This is a genomic window from Chryseobacterium sp. BLS98 (assembly GCF_001045445.1).
GTDB lineage: Bacteria > Bacteroidota > Bacteroidia > Flavobacteriales > Weeksellaceae > Chryseobacterium.
Window position 1 is genome coordinate 56,371 of sequence record NZ_LFNF01000002.1, and the last position, 17,036, is coordinate 73,406.

The 17,036-nt window shown below is 38.9% G+C and carries 23 protein-coding genes; 9 read left to right on the top strand and 14 right to left on the bottom strand.

The window, feature by feature from the left end; translation table 11 throughout:
* Positions 1 to 23: 23 nt before the first annotated feature.
* The 13 genes from ACM40_RS05200 to tpx form a co-directional block, all read right to left on the bottom strand.
* Positions 24 to 890 (bottom strand): VOC family protein, encoded by an 867-nt coding sequence (locus tag ACM40_RS05200; RefSeq protein ID WP_048501792.1) that lies wholly within the window; start codon positions 888 to 890, stop codon positions 24 to 26.
* An 81-nt stretch (positions 891 to 971) separates the two neighbouring features.
* Positions 972 to 1,211, bottom strand: a complete 240-nt coding sequence (locus ACM40_RS05205; RefSeq protein WP_048502830.1) for a DNA-directed RNA polymerase subunit alpha C-terminal domain-containing protein — start codon at positions 1,209 to 1,211, stop codon at positions 972 to 974.
* A gap of 35 nt (positions 1,212 to 1,246) precedes the next feature.
* Entirely contained in the window at positions 1,247 to 1,660 is a 414-nt protein-coding gene (locus ACM40_RS05210; RefSeq protein WP_048501793.1) for an SRPBCC family protein, read from the bottom strand.
* 74 nt (positions 1,661 to 1,734) lie between these two features.
* Entirely contained in the window at positions 1,735 to 2,166 is a 432-nt protein-coding gene (locus tag ACM40_RS05215; RefSeq protein WP_048501794.1) for a VOC family protein, read from the bottom strand.
* 207 nt (positions 2,167 to 2,373) lie between these two features.
* Positions 2,374 to 3,150: an alpha/beta fold hydrolase gene (locus ACM40_RS05220; protein WP_048501795.1), complete on the bottom strand. Its 777-nt coding sequence runs from the start codon at positions 3,148 to 3,150 to the stop codon at positions 2,374 to 2,376.
* 3 nt (positions 3,151 to 3,153) lie between these two features.
* Entirely contained in the window at positions 3,154 to 3,678 is a 525-nt protein-coding gene (locus ACM40_RS05225; protein ID WP_048501796.1) for a hypothetical protein, read from the bottom strand.
* A 71-nt stretch (positions 3,679 to 3,749) separates the two neighbouring features.
* Positions 3,750 to 4,211 carry a hypothetical protein gene (locus tag ACM40_RS05230; protein WP_048501797.1) on the bottom strand — a complete coding sequence of 154 codons (462 nt, stop codon included), beginning with the start codon at positions 4,209 to 4,211 and terminating at the stop codon, positions 3,750 to 3,752.
* An 87-nt stretch (positions 4,212 to 4,298) separates the two neighbouring features.
* Positions 4,299 to 4,712 carry a VOC family protein gene (locus tag ACM40_RS05235; protein WP_048501798.1) on the bottom strand — a complete coding sequence of 138 codons (414 nt, stop codon included), beginning with the start codon at positions 4,710 to 4,712 and terminating at the stop codon, positions 4,299 to 4,301.
* 76 nt (positions 4,713 to 4,788) lie between these two features.
* On the bottom strand, positions 4,789 to 5,379 hold the full coding sequence (locus tag ACM40_RS05240; RefSeq protein ID WP_048501799.1) for a Crp/Fnr family transcriptional regulator: 591 nt from the start codon (positions 5,377 to 5,379) through the stop codon (positions 4,789 to 4,791).
* Between the two features lie 234 nt (positions 5,380 to 5,613).
* Positions 5,614 to 6,822, bottom strand: coding sequence for a DUF763 domain-containing protein (locus ACM40_RS05245; RefSeq protein WP_048501800.1), 1,209 nt, complete (start codon positions 6,820 to 6,822; stop codon positions 5,614 to 5,616).
* Positions 6,823 to 6,960: 138 nt separating this feature from the next.
* A complete protein-coding gene (locus tag ACM40_RS05250; protein WP_048501801.1) occupies positions 6,961 to 7,365 on the bottom strand; it encodes a glyoxalase superfamily protein in 405 nt (134 codons plus the stop codon).
* 36 nt (positions 7,366 to 7,401) lie between these two features.
* The gene (locus ACM40_RS05255; protein WP_228376142.1) at positions 7,402 to 7,749 is read right to left on the bottom strand and encodes a VOC family protein; all 348 of its coding nucleotides are present in this window, start codon (positions 7,747 to 7,749) and stop codon (positions 7,402 to 7,404) included.
* Positions 7,750 to 7,835: 86 nt separating this feature from the next.
* Positions 7,836 to 8,336 (bottom strand): thiol peroxidase, encoded by a 501-nt coding sequence (gene tpx, locus ACM40_RS05260; RefSeq protein ID WP_048501803.1) that lies wholly within the window; start codon positions 8,334 to 8,336, stop codon positions 7,836 to 7,838.
* Between the two features lie 162 nt (positions 8,337 to 8,498).
* Here tpx and ACM40_RS05265 point away from each other — a divergent pair, with 162 nt between their 5' ends.
* The 4 genes from ACM40_RS05265 to ACM40_RS05275 all read left to right on the top strand — a co-directional run bounded on the left by ACM40_RS05265 (position 8,499) and on the right by ACM40_RS05275 (position 12,396).
* On the top strand, positions 8,499 to 8,951 hold the full coding sequence (locus tag ACM40_RS05265) for a T9SS type A sorting domain-containing protein (RefSeq protein ID WP_048501804.1): 453 nt from the start codon (positions 8,499 to 8,501) through the stop codon (positions 8,949 to 8,951).
* Positions 8,952 to 8,961: 10 nt separating this feature from the next.
* Positions 8,962 to 9,261: a hypothetical protein gene (locus tag ACM40_RS05270; RefSeq protein WP_053077096.1), complete on the top strand. Its 300-nt coding sequence runs from the start codon at positions 8,962 to 8,964 to the stop codon at positions 9,259 to 9,261.
* Between the two features lie 8 nt (positions 9,262 to 9,269).
* Entirely contained in the window at positions 9,270 to 10,070 is an 801-nt protein-coding gene (locus ACM40_RS20165) for a hypothetical protein (RefSeq protein WP_131705331.1), read from the top strand.
* A gap of 106 nt (positions 10,071 to 10,176) precedes the next feature.
* Positions 10,177 to 12,396: an NADP-dependent isocitrate dehydrogenase gene (locus ACM40_RS05275; RefSeq protein WP_048501805.1), complete on the top strand. Its 2,220-nt coding sequence runs from the start codon at positions 10,177 to 10,179 to the stop codon at positions 12,394 to 12,396.
* A gap of 45 nt (positions 12,397 to 12,441) precedes the next feature.
* Here ACM40_RS05275 and ACM40_RS20805 read toward each other — a convergent pair whose 3' ends face one another.
* Positions 12,442 to 12,570: a hypothetical protein gene (locus tag ACM40_RS20805; protein WP_262483708.1), complete on the bottom strand. Its 129-nt coding sequence runs from the start codon at positions 12,568 to 12,570 to the stop codon at positions 12,442 to 12,444.
* Positions 12,571 to 12,660: 90 nt separating this feature from the next.
* Between ACM40_RS20805 and ACM40_RS05280 the strand changes: the two genes are divergently transcribed.
* The 5 genes from ACM40_RS05280 to ACM40_RS05300 all read left to right on the top strand — a co-directional run bounded on the left by ACM40_RS05280 (position 12,661) and on the right by ACM40_RS05300 (position 16,924).
* Positions 12,661 to 13,641 carry a heme-binding domain-containing protein gene (locus tag ACM40_RS05280; RefSeq protein WP_048501806.1) on the top strand — a complete coding sequence of 327 codons (981 nt, stop codon included), beginning with the start codon at positions 12,661 to 12,663 and terminating at the stop codon, positions 13,639 to 13,641.
* Positions 13,641 to 14,081, top strand: a complete 441-nt coding sequence (locus ACM40_RS05285) for a hypothetical protein (protein ID WP_048501807.1) — start codon at positions 13,641 to 13,643, stop codon at positions 14,079 to 14,081. Before ACM40_RS05280 ends, ACM40_RS05285 begins: the two co-directional genes overlap by 1 nt.
* Positions 14,082 to 14,268: 187 nt before the next feature.
* Positions 14,269 to 15,285 (top strand): sensor histidine kinase, encoded by a 1,017-nt coding sequence (locus ACM40_RS05290; protein WP_048501808.1) that lies wholly within the window; start codon positions 14,269 to 14,271, stop codon positions 15,283 to 15,285.
* Positions 15,266 to 16,027, top strand: coding sequence for a LytR/AlgR family response regulator transcription factor (locus ACM40_RS05295; protein WP_048501809.1), 762 nt, complete (start codon positions 15,266 to 15,268; stop codon positions 16,025 to 16,027). The genes ACM40_RS05290 and ACM40_RS05295 overlap by 20 nt, the downstream gene beginning before the upstream one ends.
* Positions 16,028 to 16,147: 120 nt before the next feature.
* Entirely contained in the window at positions 16,148 to 16,924 is a 777-nt protein-coding gene (locus tag ACM40_RS05300; RefSeq protein WP_048501810.1) for a DUF1223 domain-containing protein, read from the top strand.
* The last annotated feature ends 112 nt before the right edge of the window (positions 16,925 to 17,036 follow it).

Consider the following 17,036-nt stretch of genomic DNA (forward strand, 5'->3'; position numbering starts at 1 on the left):
TTTACTTTTTAGCCTTTTTGTCATTAAGAATTATAAGCTTCTTCCAGATCCTTTATAACAATTTTCTGCATTTTCATCATGGCCTGAACCACTTTCTGGCTTTTTTCCTGATCGGAATCATTCATCAGCTGGATAAGTCTTTTGGGAACAATTTGCCAGCTCAGTCCATATCTGTCTTTCAGCCAGCCGCACATGCTTTCTCTTCCTCCCTCTGAAATAAGGGTATTCCAAAGATGATCGGTCTCTTCCTGGCTATCCGTCATGATCACAATGGAAATTCCTTCATTAAAATCAAACTGGTGATCGTAAGAATTATCCATGCAGAAGAAACTGTAGCCATCAATGGTAAACTGGGCATGCTGTACGTTTTCAGCCGGTTCAGATATAGAATGACCTTCACCGCCGTCACCATATTTCAAAATATTTCCAATGCCTGAATTGGGAAAAGTTTGGGTATAAAATTCCATCGCTTCTTTTGCTTTTCCGTTATTCTGATGAATGAACATCAGGGTAGGAACAATTCTCTGCGATTCCGGCTTATCTCCCAGGAACAGCTGCCAGGTAACCCCGTATTTATCCTGAACCCATCCGTATTTTTTGCTCCACGAATAGGAATCCAGGGCCATAAGAGCAATTCCTCCTTCTATCAATTGGTCCCAGTATTGCTGAACCTCTTCTTCTGTTTTGCAGATGACCATAAAGGAAACTGACGGGTTCTTTGTAAAATGAGGACCTCCGTTCAGGAGCATTAATTTCTGCCCGAAAAGGTCAATATTCATTACAACGGGAGTATCTGCAGTAATCTTCCCGTCAAAAACCTGACAATAGAATTCTGCGGCCTCTTTTGATTCTGTATCAAACCAGAGACAAGGAAAAATATCGTTATTCATACTATTAATTTTAAGGTGGTACATATAGTTTTTTTGGTCATTGCCGATCCGGGAATGATGAAATTCTCGGATGTATAATGATCAGCTTTTGAAAGAAACGTGATGTTCTTTCATATGACTTTTCAGTTTCTGCATGGTATTCCTTCCGAAACCATGAAGATTCATGATCTCCTGTTCAGAATAATCCGAAAGTTTTTCAAGAGAGTCAATTTTTTCTCTTTCCAAAGCTCTTCTTGCCGGCACTGCAATAATGCCATAAAGGAAATTATTATTTTTAACGACATGATTAACAGCACAAATGGAGCTTAGACATTTTGCCATTATAACCAGATTTATCATGACTGCTAATGTGTATTTTAATGATTTTCAACATACTTGTGAAAATTATTAAGGATAGCATACCAGCCGTCCCGCTGCATTTCCACAGAATTTTGCTTTTCAGGATCGAAAATTTCGATCACTTTGGTCGTGTTTTCGTCCATCTTGTCGAAAATGACTTCCACTTTCCGGCCGTCTTCCATATGGTATTTGATACTGGAATTTGGAATTACCTCATCGTAGATTCCTTCGAAATCGAAACCAAAACTTTTATCTTTTGCCTCCATTCTGGTCTTAAATTTTCCTCCTACCCGCAGATCATTTTCTGAACTGGGACATTCCCAGGATTCATGGGCAAAATTCCACTTCGTGATGTGTTTGGGATCATTGAAATAATTCCAGACTTTTTCTACCGGGGCTAAAATTGTTATGTCTATCTTAATCGGGTCCATAGTTTCTATTTTTAAAATCGTTGTAAAAAGGCAGCCCGGGCTGGACTGCCCTCATTCTTTAGTTAAAGATAAGATTATTTTGCGTATCCTTCGCTATAGTTCACCATCCAATGAACTCCGTATTTGTCCTGGAAGCTTCCGAAATAATCGCCCCAGAACTGGTCTTCAATAGGCATTTCTATATTTCCCCCTTCAGAAAGACCTTTAAAAAGCCTGTCGGCTTCCTCTTTCGATTCCGGGAAAATGGATACATAATTGTTATTTCCCACATTAAGGGTCTGCCCGAATGCAGGAACAATATCTGAAGCCATCAGAAGATCGCCTCCGATGGGTAAAGCTATATGCATCACCCTGTTTTTATCTTCTTCGGATAAATTTTCGGTTCCGGGAGCATTTCCCATTTTGTGAACTTCACCAAGGAATTCTCCTCCGAAAACAGATTTGTAAAAGTTGAAAGCTTCTTCTGCTTTTCCGTCAAAATTTAGGTATGGATTTAATTTAGCCATGATTTCTGATTTTTAAATGTTATTATTAATTATTTTATGTTTTAGTTTAATACTGAGATCGCTAAGTGCTTATATTATCACTGGGTATGTCGCCGAAAAACCATTTCACCTGGCAGAGGCCGTGAAAATTTAATTTGAACCATTAAGAGTGAATTAAGCTGTTAAGAATATTAAGATTTTGTCTAATTACCTTACAGCCTTATACTTTTAATGGTTTAAAAATTTAATGATTTCATTAACTGTCAGATCGATCAGATCAGAATCCTTATTTCCTTCGAAATCTGCCATCATATATGAGCCATGGCCCGCCGGAAGGATCATAAGCTGAGATCCGGGAACCAGTCTCCACATTTCTACAACATGCTCTGGCTTCATCACATCTTTATCTCCACTGATGAAAAATACCGAGGCTTTTATAGATGTTAATATTTTTTCGTCCCAGTCTTCAAATGTCTGCATTCTTTTGCTGTCTTTTTCAAACATGTTCTGCAGCTTTGAAAAATCCGGATTGAGATTAAGGAAATTGATTTTAAGGGGTTCCGGCATTGATTCCAGCGTAGCTTCGTTCATGATTTCGAAAAACCCGTCCATCATCCCACTTCTTTTGTAAAATGAAGAGGCAACAATGATCTTTTCGGTTATTTCAGGGTAAAGATGGGCAATCTGCATCACTGTATTCCCTCCGTTGCTGAATCCCATGAATGAAGCTTTTTCAATGGAAAGTTCTTTTAAAAGAGCAGCAACATCATGAGCATCCTGCTCAAAGGTTTCGGGAATATCGCGGTGATCTGTCATTCCGTGGTTCTGCAGATCAATACCTATCAGCTGAAAACGGTTTTCAAGCCTGGAGATAATTTCTTTAAAATCAAATAGGATTGAGGAACCTCCGCCATGGACAAGCACCAAAGGCTTTCCCGAGCCGTAGATTTCATAGTACATCCGGATTCCGTTGACCAGATGATAGCCTTTTTCTTTAGGTTCCATTCCTTAATATTTCAAATTTTCATCTACATCATACTTCATACCCGGATAGTCCAGAATTTTTCTCATAAGGCCTATCTGTCCGCATAAATAGTCCTCACGGCCTATACACATTCCTGCGAAATTGAGTTTGGTTTCCGGAACAAAAGGAATATTCATTCCGATCTGAAAAATTTCATCCAGTTCTTCATCGGTCGCCTCTAAAAGTTTCTGGTATACTTTTGGCGAAATATCATGAAAGTTTTTCTCCAACTCATCTAAACTGGGATATTTGAAGCTTTCGTCCAAGGCTTTTCCCTGGAAGAAAAGCTCACTGTTAGGATCTTCATCTCTGAGTCCTAAAACCCAGCCCAAGCCATAACGCATATTGACAAAGTTGCCTGCCATCCAGACGATATGGTTGGTTTTTCCTTCAATTCTTTTCAGAGCATCTTCTTCCGAAATACCGTCCAGCGCATTGAGAAAGCTTTGGGAGTGCATTCTGTATGCAGGAATAATAACTTCTAATTTTTTTGATTTTGGTGTGTCCATTGTTTGATTTTTTAGTTGTTTTAAAATGATACCTTTCGGGATATTTAAGGATAAAGCCTATTGTACTGATGCTATTTGATGGCACCCGGTTTTCCTAAAATTCTTCTGAGATAACCCAGCTGTCCGCTGTGGTAAATTTCATGAAGGCAGAAAATAGCAATATCATTAATGGTTTCGGGATTAAAACTTTCCAGACTGATCAGCTTCTGCTCCAGTTTGTCCTGAGATTTTTGCAGGTAAGACTTTAAGTCTTCAAAAGCGATCAATTCGTTTTTTCTTTCCAACGGAATCTCTCCCCTGTTGTAGAATGAAAATTCCTTATTGTCCCAAACCGATTCTTCTCCCAAAGTATTCAGGAATGCATTTCTTATATAGATTAAATGCCCAAGGATCCAGTTCAGGCAGTTGGCTTCACCATTTGGAAAAATCATAGATTCTTCATGGGTAATGCCGTCGATATTCATTGAAATCACTTTGTAATTGCTGAATACCTGAACTTTTACTATTTCAATATCGTTTGATTTTGTTTCCATAGCAGTAGGTTTATTTTGTCCTGTGATTTTGCATTACAGACAGGAAATACATCAGCTTAAATTATTTTCCTTCTGACAGCACAGGTTTTAAGATTCAGCAGGGAATTGGGAAACATCTGTAAAGATTACATTCCACCCATGTCCGTTGATGTCCCAGAAAGAATTTTGATACATCCATCCTTCATCCTGAGGCTCTTCATGCTGGTAGGCTCCGTTTTCCAAAGCCGTATTGACTACCTGGTCCACTTCTTCGCGGCTGTTCAGGCCAATGGCTACAAGCACCTGGGTGGTATCGCCTTTTGGAACCGGTCTTTCAGAAAATGTCTGGAAAAATTCTTCTGTTAAAAACATGACATAAATAGTGTCTTCTTTCATGACAACGCAGATGCCTTTTTCATTGCACATCTCCTCAACGATAGAAAAACCTAATTTAGTCCAAAATTCTCTTGTTTTCTGTACGTCCTTCACCGGAAGGTTCACGTAGATCTGATTGATTTTCATATTATATTATTTAGTGTTAAACTTTTAACCAAAATTACCAAGCCCGTATGAAAATCAACTTGCCATAAGACAAGATTTAATTTTTCTTTGGATGGGATACGATTTCTTTGCGGATACGGCTTAAAGAAGTATCTGTAACGCCCAGATAGGAGGCTACCTGCTTGAGGGGTGCAAACTGTAAAACCTGGGGTTTCTGCTCCAAAAGGTTAAGATAACGTCTGGTAGCGGAAAGGGTAAACATTTCTACAGAACGCTGTTTGTAAACAAAAAGTTCTCTCGACATCCACGCCCTTCCCCATTCTCTGAGATTCGGTATTTTATGGAACAGTTCCTGAAAGGTCTCATAATCGAAGCGCCAGCATTCACAATCTGTAATGCAGATGATGTTTTCCTGGGACGGAACTCTCTGAAAGAGTGATAAAACCTCAATAATGATCTCGTTATCTGCGAAAAAGTGTGTGGTTACCTCATTTCCGTTAAAATCATTCACATAGGAACGGGCAAGGCCTTTTTCCAGGATATAATATTCGTTGGCTGTTTTTCCTTCCTGCAGAATCATATCTCCTTTCTGAAAGGAAACTTTTTCGTGAGCCTGGAATATTTCGTCAAGCTCTTCGTGCATAAAAAACGGAAAGTCGTAGCAGATCTCTAAGGCTTTGCTGGTCATTGAGTTGGTGTCTTTTAAGGTTTTAAAAATATCATTTTTAATTGAATCCGTAATAAATCGAATTAAACAAAATCGATAGATGATATAAATAAAGTTCTATTAACTGTTTACCAGAAGTAGTTTTTAATCTTTCTAAATAATTAAACACAGACCCGCTGTATCTTCATACGCAAGTTTATAATTTTATGGTTATTTGAAGAATTTAAAGAATAAATTAAGCCTTCAAGATATTTATCAGAATAAAGAAAGCTGGATGGGCTTATTTTTAGGTGGCTCTGCATCTCCAAAAACCGTTTTTCCGCCAAAGCGAAACGAATTCTGCCTTTCTTCTTCGATAACCTTCTGGATATCAAAATCAGGAGTAAAATCTTTTTCGGTAGCAGCTACAATCTGATGCAGCTTGTTTAAGGTATTCAGCTTATCGGAGTTTCCGAGTTTGGATTTTTCTATTCCTTTCCTGAGAATATTGATGCTTTCATCATAGGTTTTGGTAGGAACCGGGAAAGGGTGTCCGTCCTTACCTCCATGGGCAAATGAAAATCTGGCCGGATCCGCAAACCTTGAAGGTGCCCCGTGGATCACTTCACTGACTAACGCCAGGGATTGCATAGTCCTCGGACCTACTCCTTCCAGCATTAAGAGATCTTCGAAATTTTGAGGCTGCTGTTCACGGGTAACATACAGAAGGGCTCCCAGACGTTTCAGATCTACATCTGAAGCCTGTACATCATGGTGGGCAGGAAGAATTAACCTTGAAAAGTCTTTCATCACATCAATGGAATCGGTATGCGAAATGTCCAGAATTCCTTTCCTGTTTTCTGAGGCATCAGCATCGGTAAGATTAAGGATTTTCCCTCTTGAAATACCATTGATTCCTGTATGAGGCTCTTCTACAAATGATTTTATATTTTCCGAATGCCAGTGATAGCGTCTTGCTGTGCCATCGGACTCGTGCATTCCCTGCTGCACTACACTCCAGCTTCCATTGTCTGCCAAAATAAAATTATGGAGATAAAGCTGGTAACCATCCTGGATGGCTGTATTATCTACTTTTGCGGAAAGTTTGCTGGCTTTTACCAGTTCATGACCGTTGAGGCCTGTTTGATCCGCAATCTGAAGAAGCTCTGAAGGGGTTTCTTTCGAAAATTTTCCTTTTCCTCCACAAATATACAGCCCTAATGATTTTGAATTTGGATTAATGGAACGTTTCAAAGCTCCCATCACTGATGTGGTAATCCCTGAAGAATGCCAGTCCATGCCCATCACCGCTCCAAAACTCTGAAACCAAAACGGATCTGCCAGTCTTCTGAGAACCTCATCTTTCCCATAATCCATCAGGATGACTTCTATAATGGAAAGTCCGAGCGCAGACATCCTTTCGTAAAGCCACGGCGGGACTTTTCCGTAATGTAATGGCAGATCTGCAGTTCCTGAACGTTTCATTCTACAAAGGTAGTTATCATATTATTATTTTTTGATGATCCGAATCATTAAGTTTTAGCTAAAGCCATAGGGTAATTATTTTTTTAAGAACGGCCTAAAACCCGTTCCTATTGAATCCATTAAAATCTATTGGTTCAACTAATGAATGGAGAAAAATTCCAGGTCTTTATGCTTCTCTTCATCAAATTCTTCATTGAAAATGATTTTATTTCCGAAAGGATCATCTACAGTGAATGATACTGCTCCATAAAATGTTTTCTCCAATCCGGGACGGTTGTATTTATACTTTTTATCCAGCAGCTCTTTATGATATTCAGCAATTCCCTGCCCCCAGATAAATACACGGCTGCCGGGAGTCCCATCGCCATGATGTTCGCTTAAATGAAGGAGAATATTTCCTTTTTTCACTTCCATATAAACGGGGGTATTTTCTTCGAAATGATGCTCCCACACGATCTCAAAACCGAGCCAGTCTATATAGAATTCCACTGTTTTACTGTAATCAAAAATTCTCAATACCGGAATAACCTTTTCTGCTTTCATGGTTAATGGTTTTTATTTCTTATTGCCTATTGCAAACTAAATATGCTGAAGTATATTAATCAGATTTCCAAACGGGTCTTTCACAAAAAACCTTCGTACACCCCAATCTTCATTGGTGATTCCGTAAACGATCTCAAAACCTGCAAGCTTCATTTTCTCACAGAGTTTATCTACATTGTCTACTTCTATTGAAAGTAAAGGAACTTCCGTATTGTTTCCGCCCTGAGCAGCAAAACTGACCTGAACTTTAGCTTCCTGCTCATTTCCAAAAGTTTTGATCCATCCGTGATCCATCAGGATTTTCATACCTAAAATATCCTGATAAAAAAGATCGGCTTTTGAAAGATCTTCTGTTTTTATATTAGCGACAATTCTTTTGATCATTATGGAATTATTTAGAAATTCTTAATGCCTAAAAAGCCTTGCAAAAACATAGGGTCTGCAAGGCTTTCTGCAAAAATTATTGTTTTCTATTTATTCAGGGCATCAATTGCTGCGCTGTAGTCAGGCTCATGGACAATTTCTGAAACCTGTTCTGTGTAAACAACTTTATTGTTCTCGTCCGTCACAATCACTGCACGGCTTAACAATCCTTTCATTGGAGAATCTGTAATTGTCACTTCATAATCGTCACCAAAGCTGCTTCTGAAATCTGAAAGGGTTTCTACATTATTTAAACCTTCCGCTGCACAGAATCTTCCCAATGCAAAAGGAAGATCTTTGGAAACATTGATCACTACAGTATTATCTAGTTTCGAAGCTTCTTCGTTGAATTTTCTTGCAGAAGCGGCACAAATTCCCGTATCAATACTTGGAAAAATATTGAATACTTTCTTTTTACCGTCAAAATCAGAAAGAAGTTTCACATTCAGATTGGAATCTACCAATGCAAAATCTCTTACAGTTGTTCCTACTGAGGGGAGAGTTCCTATTGTATTTACCGGATTTCCTTTAAGTGTAATTGCTGCCATAATTTTATTTTTTAGTTTTTCAAATTTACTCAAAATAGAAGGCTTTACAGATCAATGAAAGGTTAAATAATTCTTAAAGTAAAAATAAAAAAACTTATCTGTTGCCAATAATTTACCTGAAACAAATTTTAATTATATTCGCAATCCAAAAAAATAATAACCATGCGAAAAAAAATTACTTTCCTGCTCTTCGGGGTACCGGTTTTTGGTTTCGCTCAGTCTGTGATCGGCAACATCAATTCCGGGGCAGTTTCTGATACCAATTTCACGCATTCCGTAGGCGAAATCTATGTAATCCCTGCCGATCCCAATCAGGCCAACTCAGGGACTATGGGGATGTTCTACCAGTCTGTTCTGCAGGTTCTGGGTGTTAAAGAACTTGAAAAAGACAATGTCAAGATTTATCCCAACCCTACTACCGATTTTGTTCACATTACTTTAAACTCCAGGACAAAAATTGAAGAGGCTGAAGTGTATGATACTTCGGGAAGACTTGTTTTAACAATAAAACCGGACAATGGGAAACTGGATCTGCGCAGTCTGAATTCCGGGATTTATATGATCTCATTTAAAAATCCCGACATCAAACCTATTAAAATCATTAAAAAACCTTAAAAACATAAACATGAAAAAATTTTACGCTACAATAGGATTATTTATCGCTACACTTCTAAGTGCACAGGTTCCACAGGCTTTCAGCTATCAGACTATTGCTTTTAATACTTCGGGTGCACCCATTGCTAACGGAAATGTTTCTTTAAAAATCAGCATTCTGGAAAACAGTGCTACCGGAACTGTTTTGTATACGGAAACTCATAATAAAACCACCAATGCCAAAGGTCTGGTTAATCTTAATATTGGCCAGGGAACCCCTACTACCGGTAATTTTGGCAGCATTAACTGGGGAACAAAACTAAATTTGTAAAAGTGGAAATGGACCCTCAAGGAGGTTCCAGTTACACCAACGTTGGTGTGAACCAGCTGACGAGTGTTCCTTATGCACAGGTGAGCAAAACTGTTGTAACCGGTGCTGGTCAGGGAATTACTTTAGTTTCTCCGAATGGCACTAATTACACATTAAACGTAAGTGATTCCGGAACATTGAATTTACCAGTAAGTTCAGTATCCACCTCCCAACTACCTGCTAACTTGTATATGTACGGAAGTTATAATAATTTCACTGCAACCTCAGCAGATCTGATGCGAAATGACGGAAGTAAGGTAGGGTATAAATATTTACCTGCGAATTCCCAGATCAAGTTCATTGCTGCGCAGAATGCGAGTGCACAAAACTATGGTTCGGACAGCCAGACTAATTTGGTTCCCAACGGAAGTGTTTATAACATTTCTTCCAACGGATTTTACAAGATAGAAATTACGAACTTTATAGGGAATCCTGTAAGAACATTTAACTTCAGCCCAGGCATCAGTTTAAATACTACTGGTTCCGGTTCTCCGGTAGTTTCTCCGTTAAGCTACAATCCGGCAACAAGCAAGTTTTCTTTTAATCTCACTGGTGTAACCTCCTCAAATTTCACAGGATTTACTATCAGTCTTTCTCCGGGAGGATCTACAGGTACTGAAATTCTGGGAGATAATCTGAATGATGGAAACCTTGATATCAACGGTACCCCTATGCTGATTCCGAATCTCACTTCAGTTCCAAAAAATTTCAAGATTGAGTTTAACATCAATTTTGATGCTACCGGAACTTATACAATTACACAAATATAAACTTAAGAGGCCAATGCCTCTTTTTTTATTTTAAAATACCTTCATAAAACAATCATATTTAGTAAATTTGTGATTCTTAAAAATCAAATAATAAATACACAGTATAATGTCAGACAAATCAAAAATCTACTACACTCTTACGGATGAGGCTCCAATGTTGGCAACACACTCGTTTTTACCTATTGTAAAAGCTTTTACAAAATCCGCAAACATTGAAATTGCTGTCCCGGATATTTCTTTGGCAGGAAGAATTCTAGCCAACTTCCCTGAGTTTTTGAAAGATGACCAAAAGATTGGTGATGCATTGGCAGAATTGGGTCAGTTGGCCACTCAGCCCGATGCAAACATTATCAAATTGCCTAATATTTCAGCTTCAGCTCCTCAGCTTGATGAAGCTATCGCAGAATTACAGTCTAAAGGTTTCGCAGTTCCCAATTATCCTGCAGAGCCGAAGAATGATGAAGAGAAAGCGATTAAAGCTAAATATGCCAAAGTTTTGGGAAGTGCGGTAAACCCTGTGTTAAGAGAAGGAAATTCTGACAGACGTGCTCCGAAAGCTGTTAAAAACTATGCAAAGGCCAATCCTCACAGAATGGGTGACTGGGCTTCTGACAGCAAAACAGATGTTGCACACATGGATGGAGGAGATTTCTACGGAACTGAAACTTCAACTACCGTAGAAAATGCTACAAAATTCAAAATTACATTCAAAGGTAACGACGGTGCTGAAACTTTACTGAAAGATTTCGCAGCTCTTCAGGCCGGAGAAGTAATTGATTCTTCTGTAATGAATTTAAACTCTTTGAAAGCATTCGTTCAAAAAGCGATTGATGAGGCTAAAAGCAGAAACGTACTCCTTTCTGCTCACCTGAAAGCTACCATGATGAAGATCTCTGATCCGATTATTTTCGGGGCTATTGTAGAGACTTATTTCAAAGATGTTTTCACTAAATATGCTGAAACATTCAAGTCTTTAGATGTTAATCCAAATAACGGTCTTGCCGATCTTTTCGAAAAAATTAAAGGAAATGCTCAGGAAGCTGAAATCAAAGCTGATATTGAAACAGCTTTAGCCAACGGACCAAGAGTGGCTATGGTAAATTCTGACAAAGGGATTACCAACTTCCACGTTCCTTCTGACATCATTGTTGATGCTTCTATGGCTGCTTTGGTAAGAGGCGGAGGAAAAATGTGGAACAAGGATGGAAACGAAGAAGATACAGTTTGTATTATTCCGGACCGTTCTTATGCAGGTTTCTACCAGTCTGTAATTGATGATATGAAAGCGCACGGAAAGCTTGACCCTACTACTATGGGCTCTGTTCCGAACGTAGGATTAATGGCTCAGAAAGCCGAAGAATATGGTTCTCACGACAAAACTTTCCAGGCAACAGCAGACGGGACTATTGAAGTTCAGGATGAAGCCGGAAACGTACTTCTTTCCCAGAAAGTAGAAAAAGGAGATATCTTCAGAATGTGCCAGACTAAAGATGCTCCAATCCAGGACTGGGTAAAGCTGGCTGTTAACAGATCCAGACTTTCTGATACCCCTGCTATTTTCTGGTTAGATAAAGATAGAGCACACGACAGAGAGATCATCAAAAAAGTAGAAAAATACCTTAAAGATCATGATACAACAGGTCTGGACATCAGAATCCTTGATGTAAAAGATGCGATGACCGAAACACTGAAAAGAGCAAGAGAAGGAAAAGATACGATTTCTGTTTCAGGAAACGTGTTGAGAGATTATCTTACTGACCTTTTCCCAATCCTTGAACTGGGTACTTCTGCAAAAATGCTTTCTATTGTTCCATTGATGAACGGAGGAGGTTTGTTTGAAACAGGTGCAGGAGGTTCAGCTCCAAAACACATTGAACAGTTCTTGGAAGAAGGTTATCTGAGATGGGATTCTCTAGGGGAATTCCTTGCACTTCAGGCTTCTTTAGAACATTTGGCTCAAACACAGGGAAATACTAAATCTCAGGTTTTAGCTGATGCACTGGATGAAGCTAATGCTAAATTCCTGGCTACCGATAAATCTCCTGCAAGAAAAGTAGGACAGATTGATAACAGAGGCTCTCACTTCTATTTAGCAATGTACTGGGCAGAAGCTTTAGCTAACCAGACAGCAGATGCTGAACTGGCAGCTCATTTTGCTCCGGTTGCAGCAGCATTGAAGGAAAGCGAAGCCGTTATTAATGAAGAACTGATAAGTGCTCAGGGTAAACCTCAAAACATTGACGGTTACTACAAAACCGACACATACAAAACGTATGCAGCAATGAGACCAAGCACGGTATTAAATGAAATTATTGACGGAATTTAATTCCTGAATTGATACAAATGAAAGCTCCTTTTTTAAGGAGCTTTTTTATTTAAATGCTTTTATATATTTCAAAGGTCTTCTGTAGACTCCCAATCGGTCATTTAAGCAATAATTTCCCAGATGTCCTGCAATATTCCGTAGGTTAAGTTTCTTCTTTGCCCTTAAAAATTCCATTTTCACCGTTTGATTTGTCCGGTTCGCCTACCTTTACATTTCAAAATTTCCTTTAAGCCTATACTTTTGAGCCATAAAAATAATATCGTTATGGACTCATCAAAGAAAAAAAGAACAGCAAAGCCAATAGCCATCATATTTCTGGCGGTTATGGCAATATTTGCTGCCTTACAGCTTTTCAACCCACCTCTGGAAGGAAAGCCTGTAGCCAAAAAAATTGAAGCCCCACAGGAAGTGCTTGCCATCCTGGAAAATTCATGCTTTAACTGCCACTCCAATGAACAGAATTTAAGCTGGTATGATAAGGTGGCTCCTATTTCATGGGCTGTGAACAAAGACGTTAAGAGAGCAAAAGAAGTTTTAAACTTTTCGGAATGGAATGTTTCTCCGGCCGAGCACCAAGGGAAGATGTATGCCATTTTAAATATGATGCAAAGCGGAAAAATGCCGCTTCATGAGTATACTCTGCTCCATCCTTCAGCCAAAATAACCCCAAAAGATATCGAAACGATCAGAAAATACACCCTTTCATTATCCGGCCTCAATACGGTTAAAGAAAAAAAAGATCCGCATCAAAATATTGAAATCAGCCAGGGTTCTGTTCCATCCAAATTTCCTGTTTCGCCCAACGGCGTAAAGTATACGGATGATTTTAAAAACTGGAAAGTGATCAGTATGAGCACCCTTTTCGACCACTCCATCAGGGTTATTTATGGAAATGATATGGCGGTAAAAGCTGTTGAAACGGAAAATTTTCACCCCTGGCCGGACGGAAGCGTTATTGTAAAATCAGTTTGGAAGCAGGAACAATTGGCAGACGGAGAAGTGAGAGCCAGGGAATTTATCAATGCTCAATTTATGGTGAAAGACTCTAAAAAATATACAGATACAGAAGGTTGGGGATTTGCCAAATTTTCAGGAAATGATCTTCATCCTACCGGTAAAACAGCCTCATTTGCAAAAGAATCATGCATCGCCTGCCATCGGCAGCTGGCTGAAAAAACAGGATATCTGTTTGATGTCCCAATGAAAGTCAATACTGAAAGATTAATTAAAAACCTTGAGAAATAATGAAAAAAGCACTATTCACCACCTTGTCAATCTGCGCTTTGTTTACTGCCTGTAAAATTGATGAACCGGATAAAGATTTAAAGCGTATTGTTTTTGACCCCGGAGATTTAAAATTTATTTCCACCTCATTAAATACCCAAAAGGAAACTTCATCCGCACTGTATGGCAACCCGCAGGCCCTGGCATCATTATCAAGCGGAAAACCTGACCTGGAAAACAATTCTATTATAAAACTGGTTACCTGGAAGTACCATGACAATCCGCAATACACCGGAGGAACGATTACCGGAGAGTTACTTAGTGTAGAAACACTTCAGGCTGATAATAAGGGGAAAATTTCCTATCAGATCACGAATACATCAGCCACGGCACCTGTGGCATCTGATAAAGAAGAACGGATACGGTATATCATAAGCTACAAGCCTGTCTTGAGACCTTAAAAACTACTGAAGCTGAATTTCTCAGCTTCAGTAGTTTTTGTGAATAATCAATTTTTACCTGTGCAAAGCCAATAGTTAATTTTTCTAAGCGAAAAAAATTCACAGACAAAGCGAATTCACTTTTAAACATTCACCATTATATTTCTAAAAAAGCATTAATTTCACCTTTTAAAACCTCACTGTTTTCATGCAGCAGCAAAAAATAAAAATTTCACCAGCCATCATCTGGATAAGTTCCTTGTTCCTGGGAATTTTATCTTCTGTACCCCAGCTGGCCTCCCATGAGTTCAACTGGAAGGAAGCTGTGGTAAATTCAGCAATAACGGCGGCATTTTCCATCATAATGTGGTATCTCAATATTTATTTCTTAAACCGAAGTGAAGGCAAACGGAGACAGGATATTTCGTATTCAAGGCTGCTGACTGTGCTGGCATTCGGAATGGTGATCATGTTCGGGCTCGCCTGGATTCAGCAGCTCATTCTGTCCCATATCAATTTTGGACCTGTGATGCTGATGGTGGAAGTCCGTGGAATCCTGATCAATCTTGTATGTTATATGTTTCTGACCCTGCTTCAGAATAACTATGCAGGCCAGCAGATTCAGCTGGAGCTGGAAAAAGTGAAAAGTGACAATCTCGGGGCCCAATATGAATTACTGAAACAGCAGGTAAATCCCCATTTTCTTTTCAACAGCCTGAATACTTTAAAATCGATGGCAGAGACCCATGATTCCGAGACGGTAGACTTTATCATTAAACTTTCTGACTTTTACAGATTTACACTTGAAAGCAGAAAACTCGACCTTATCACGGTGCAGGAAGAAATGAAAATCATAGAGGCTTATCTTTTTCTTCAGAAAGCACGTTTTGGCGAAGGAATATCATTTACAAATGAGCTTAAAAATGAAGACCTTAAGACTCTCATCCCTCCTTTTACCCTGCAGCTTCTGGTAGAAAACTGTATCAAGCACAATATTGTATCCCAAAGCAAGCCACTTCATATCAGAATCTACAGCTCTGAAGACAGAATTGTTATTGAGAATCCTATTCAGCGGAAAATTGCAGCAGAAGAATCTTTAGGTGTAGGCCTTGATAATATAAAAATGCGTTTCAGCCATCTGCTGGATCAGGAAATAGAAATATATTCAGACGAAAAAACTTTTCAAATAAAATTACCTTTGATCCATGAATATCATCATCATTGAAGACGAGTTTAGGGCGGCAAAATCCCTCCAGAACCTTATTTTAGATTTAAAACCAGAATCCAGAATCCTAGGAGTTTATGACAGTATTGAGGCCAGTGTTGAAGCTTTATCTGCCAATATACAGCCGGATCTTATTTTTATGGATATCCAGCTTTCTGACGGGTTGTCGTTTGAAATCTTTAAAGCGGTCGAGATTACATGCCCAGTGATTTTCTGTACTGCTTTTGACCAATATATGCTGGATGCCTTCAAAAGCAAAGGAGTGGATTATGTACTGAAACCTTTTTCCCGTGAAGATATTTCCGAAGCCCTGAAAAAAGTCGATGAGTTAAAAAAATTCTTCAGCAAAAATGAATTTCCCGATATTGGATCTCTTTTACAGAAAATAACCCAGCCTGAGGGTAAAAGCAGCTTTCTTGTTTTCAAAAATCAAAAATATACCACGATTGCTACCGAAAGTGTTGCCTATTTCTATATCCATAATGAAATTACCCATCTGGTTACATTTGATAAGGAGCAGTTCCAGCTCTCGCAGTCCCTCGGGCAGGTCGCTGAGCAGGTTTCCGGGAAGCAGTTTTTCAGGATTAACCGCCAGTATCTGGTTAATTTCAAAGCAATCAAAGAAATGGAACATTATTTTCAGCGTAAAATTCTGGTAAAACTGGTGACTGAAACTCCTGAAAAGCTCCTGATCAACAAAGAAAAAACGCATAGTTTCTTTACCTGGCTGGAAGACCGTTAAGGTTAATGTATTTTTTAAGCCTGTATGTTTCCGGGTTCGCCTTGCTTTTTGTCCGGCTGACCCTTTTTTATATTCTTTTGCCTTTAAAATGAATCTACTTTTGAATCAAATTTAAAAGTTATGATTCTAAAAAATCTATTTACCGTAAGTGCTTTTACCACTTTGATGTTTGCTGCTTCTGCATTTATACACAAAGAGGAGATGAAGAAAGCGGAGCCAGCTTTTCCTTCTGAAAACCATGGATTTGCCGTTATGGAACTTTTCACTTCCGAAGGCTGTTCAAGCTGTCCACCTGCTGATGAGCTGATGGGACAGATCGGAAAAGAATACCAGAACCGGCCGGTTTATATTCTTTCATACCACGTAGACTACTGGAACCGCATGGGATGGAAAGACAGGTTCAGCAGCGCAGAAAATTCCCAACGCCAGCAATTGTACAGCCGCCTTCTTCAGTCGCAGACTTACACTCCGCAGCTCGTTGTGAATGGAAAGGAAGAATTTGTGGGTTCTGATAGGAATTCAATAGAAAATGCATTACAAAATGTATTGTCTGATGCTAAAAACAGCTCCATAAGTCTTTCAGCAAACATTTCACACAAAACTATTGATGTAAGTTATAAAACTGCTAAAACTGATCCTCAAAACAAATTACTCATCAGCCTGATTGAAAAGAAATCATCAACCCAGGTGGGAGGAGGTGAAAATGAAGGCCATCACCTTCAGCATTGGCAGATTGTCCATCAGCAAAATTTGGTCTCACTTAAAGACAACCCGGAAGGGTCAACGAATTTTAAACTTCCTGAGAATTTCTCTCCCAGCAACTGGGAAGTCATCGGGTTTGTTCAGAATCTGAAAACAGGAAAAATTTCAGGGGTTTCGAAAACAGCAATTCAATAAATCCTGCTGGAAAATTCAGGACTTAAGTTTTTACAATTCAAAAATACTTTTTATAGCACTAGAATTCAATTTTTTATAAAATGAATGCCTTAGTATTTCTAAACACGATTAT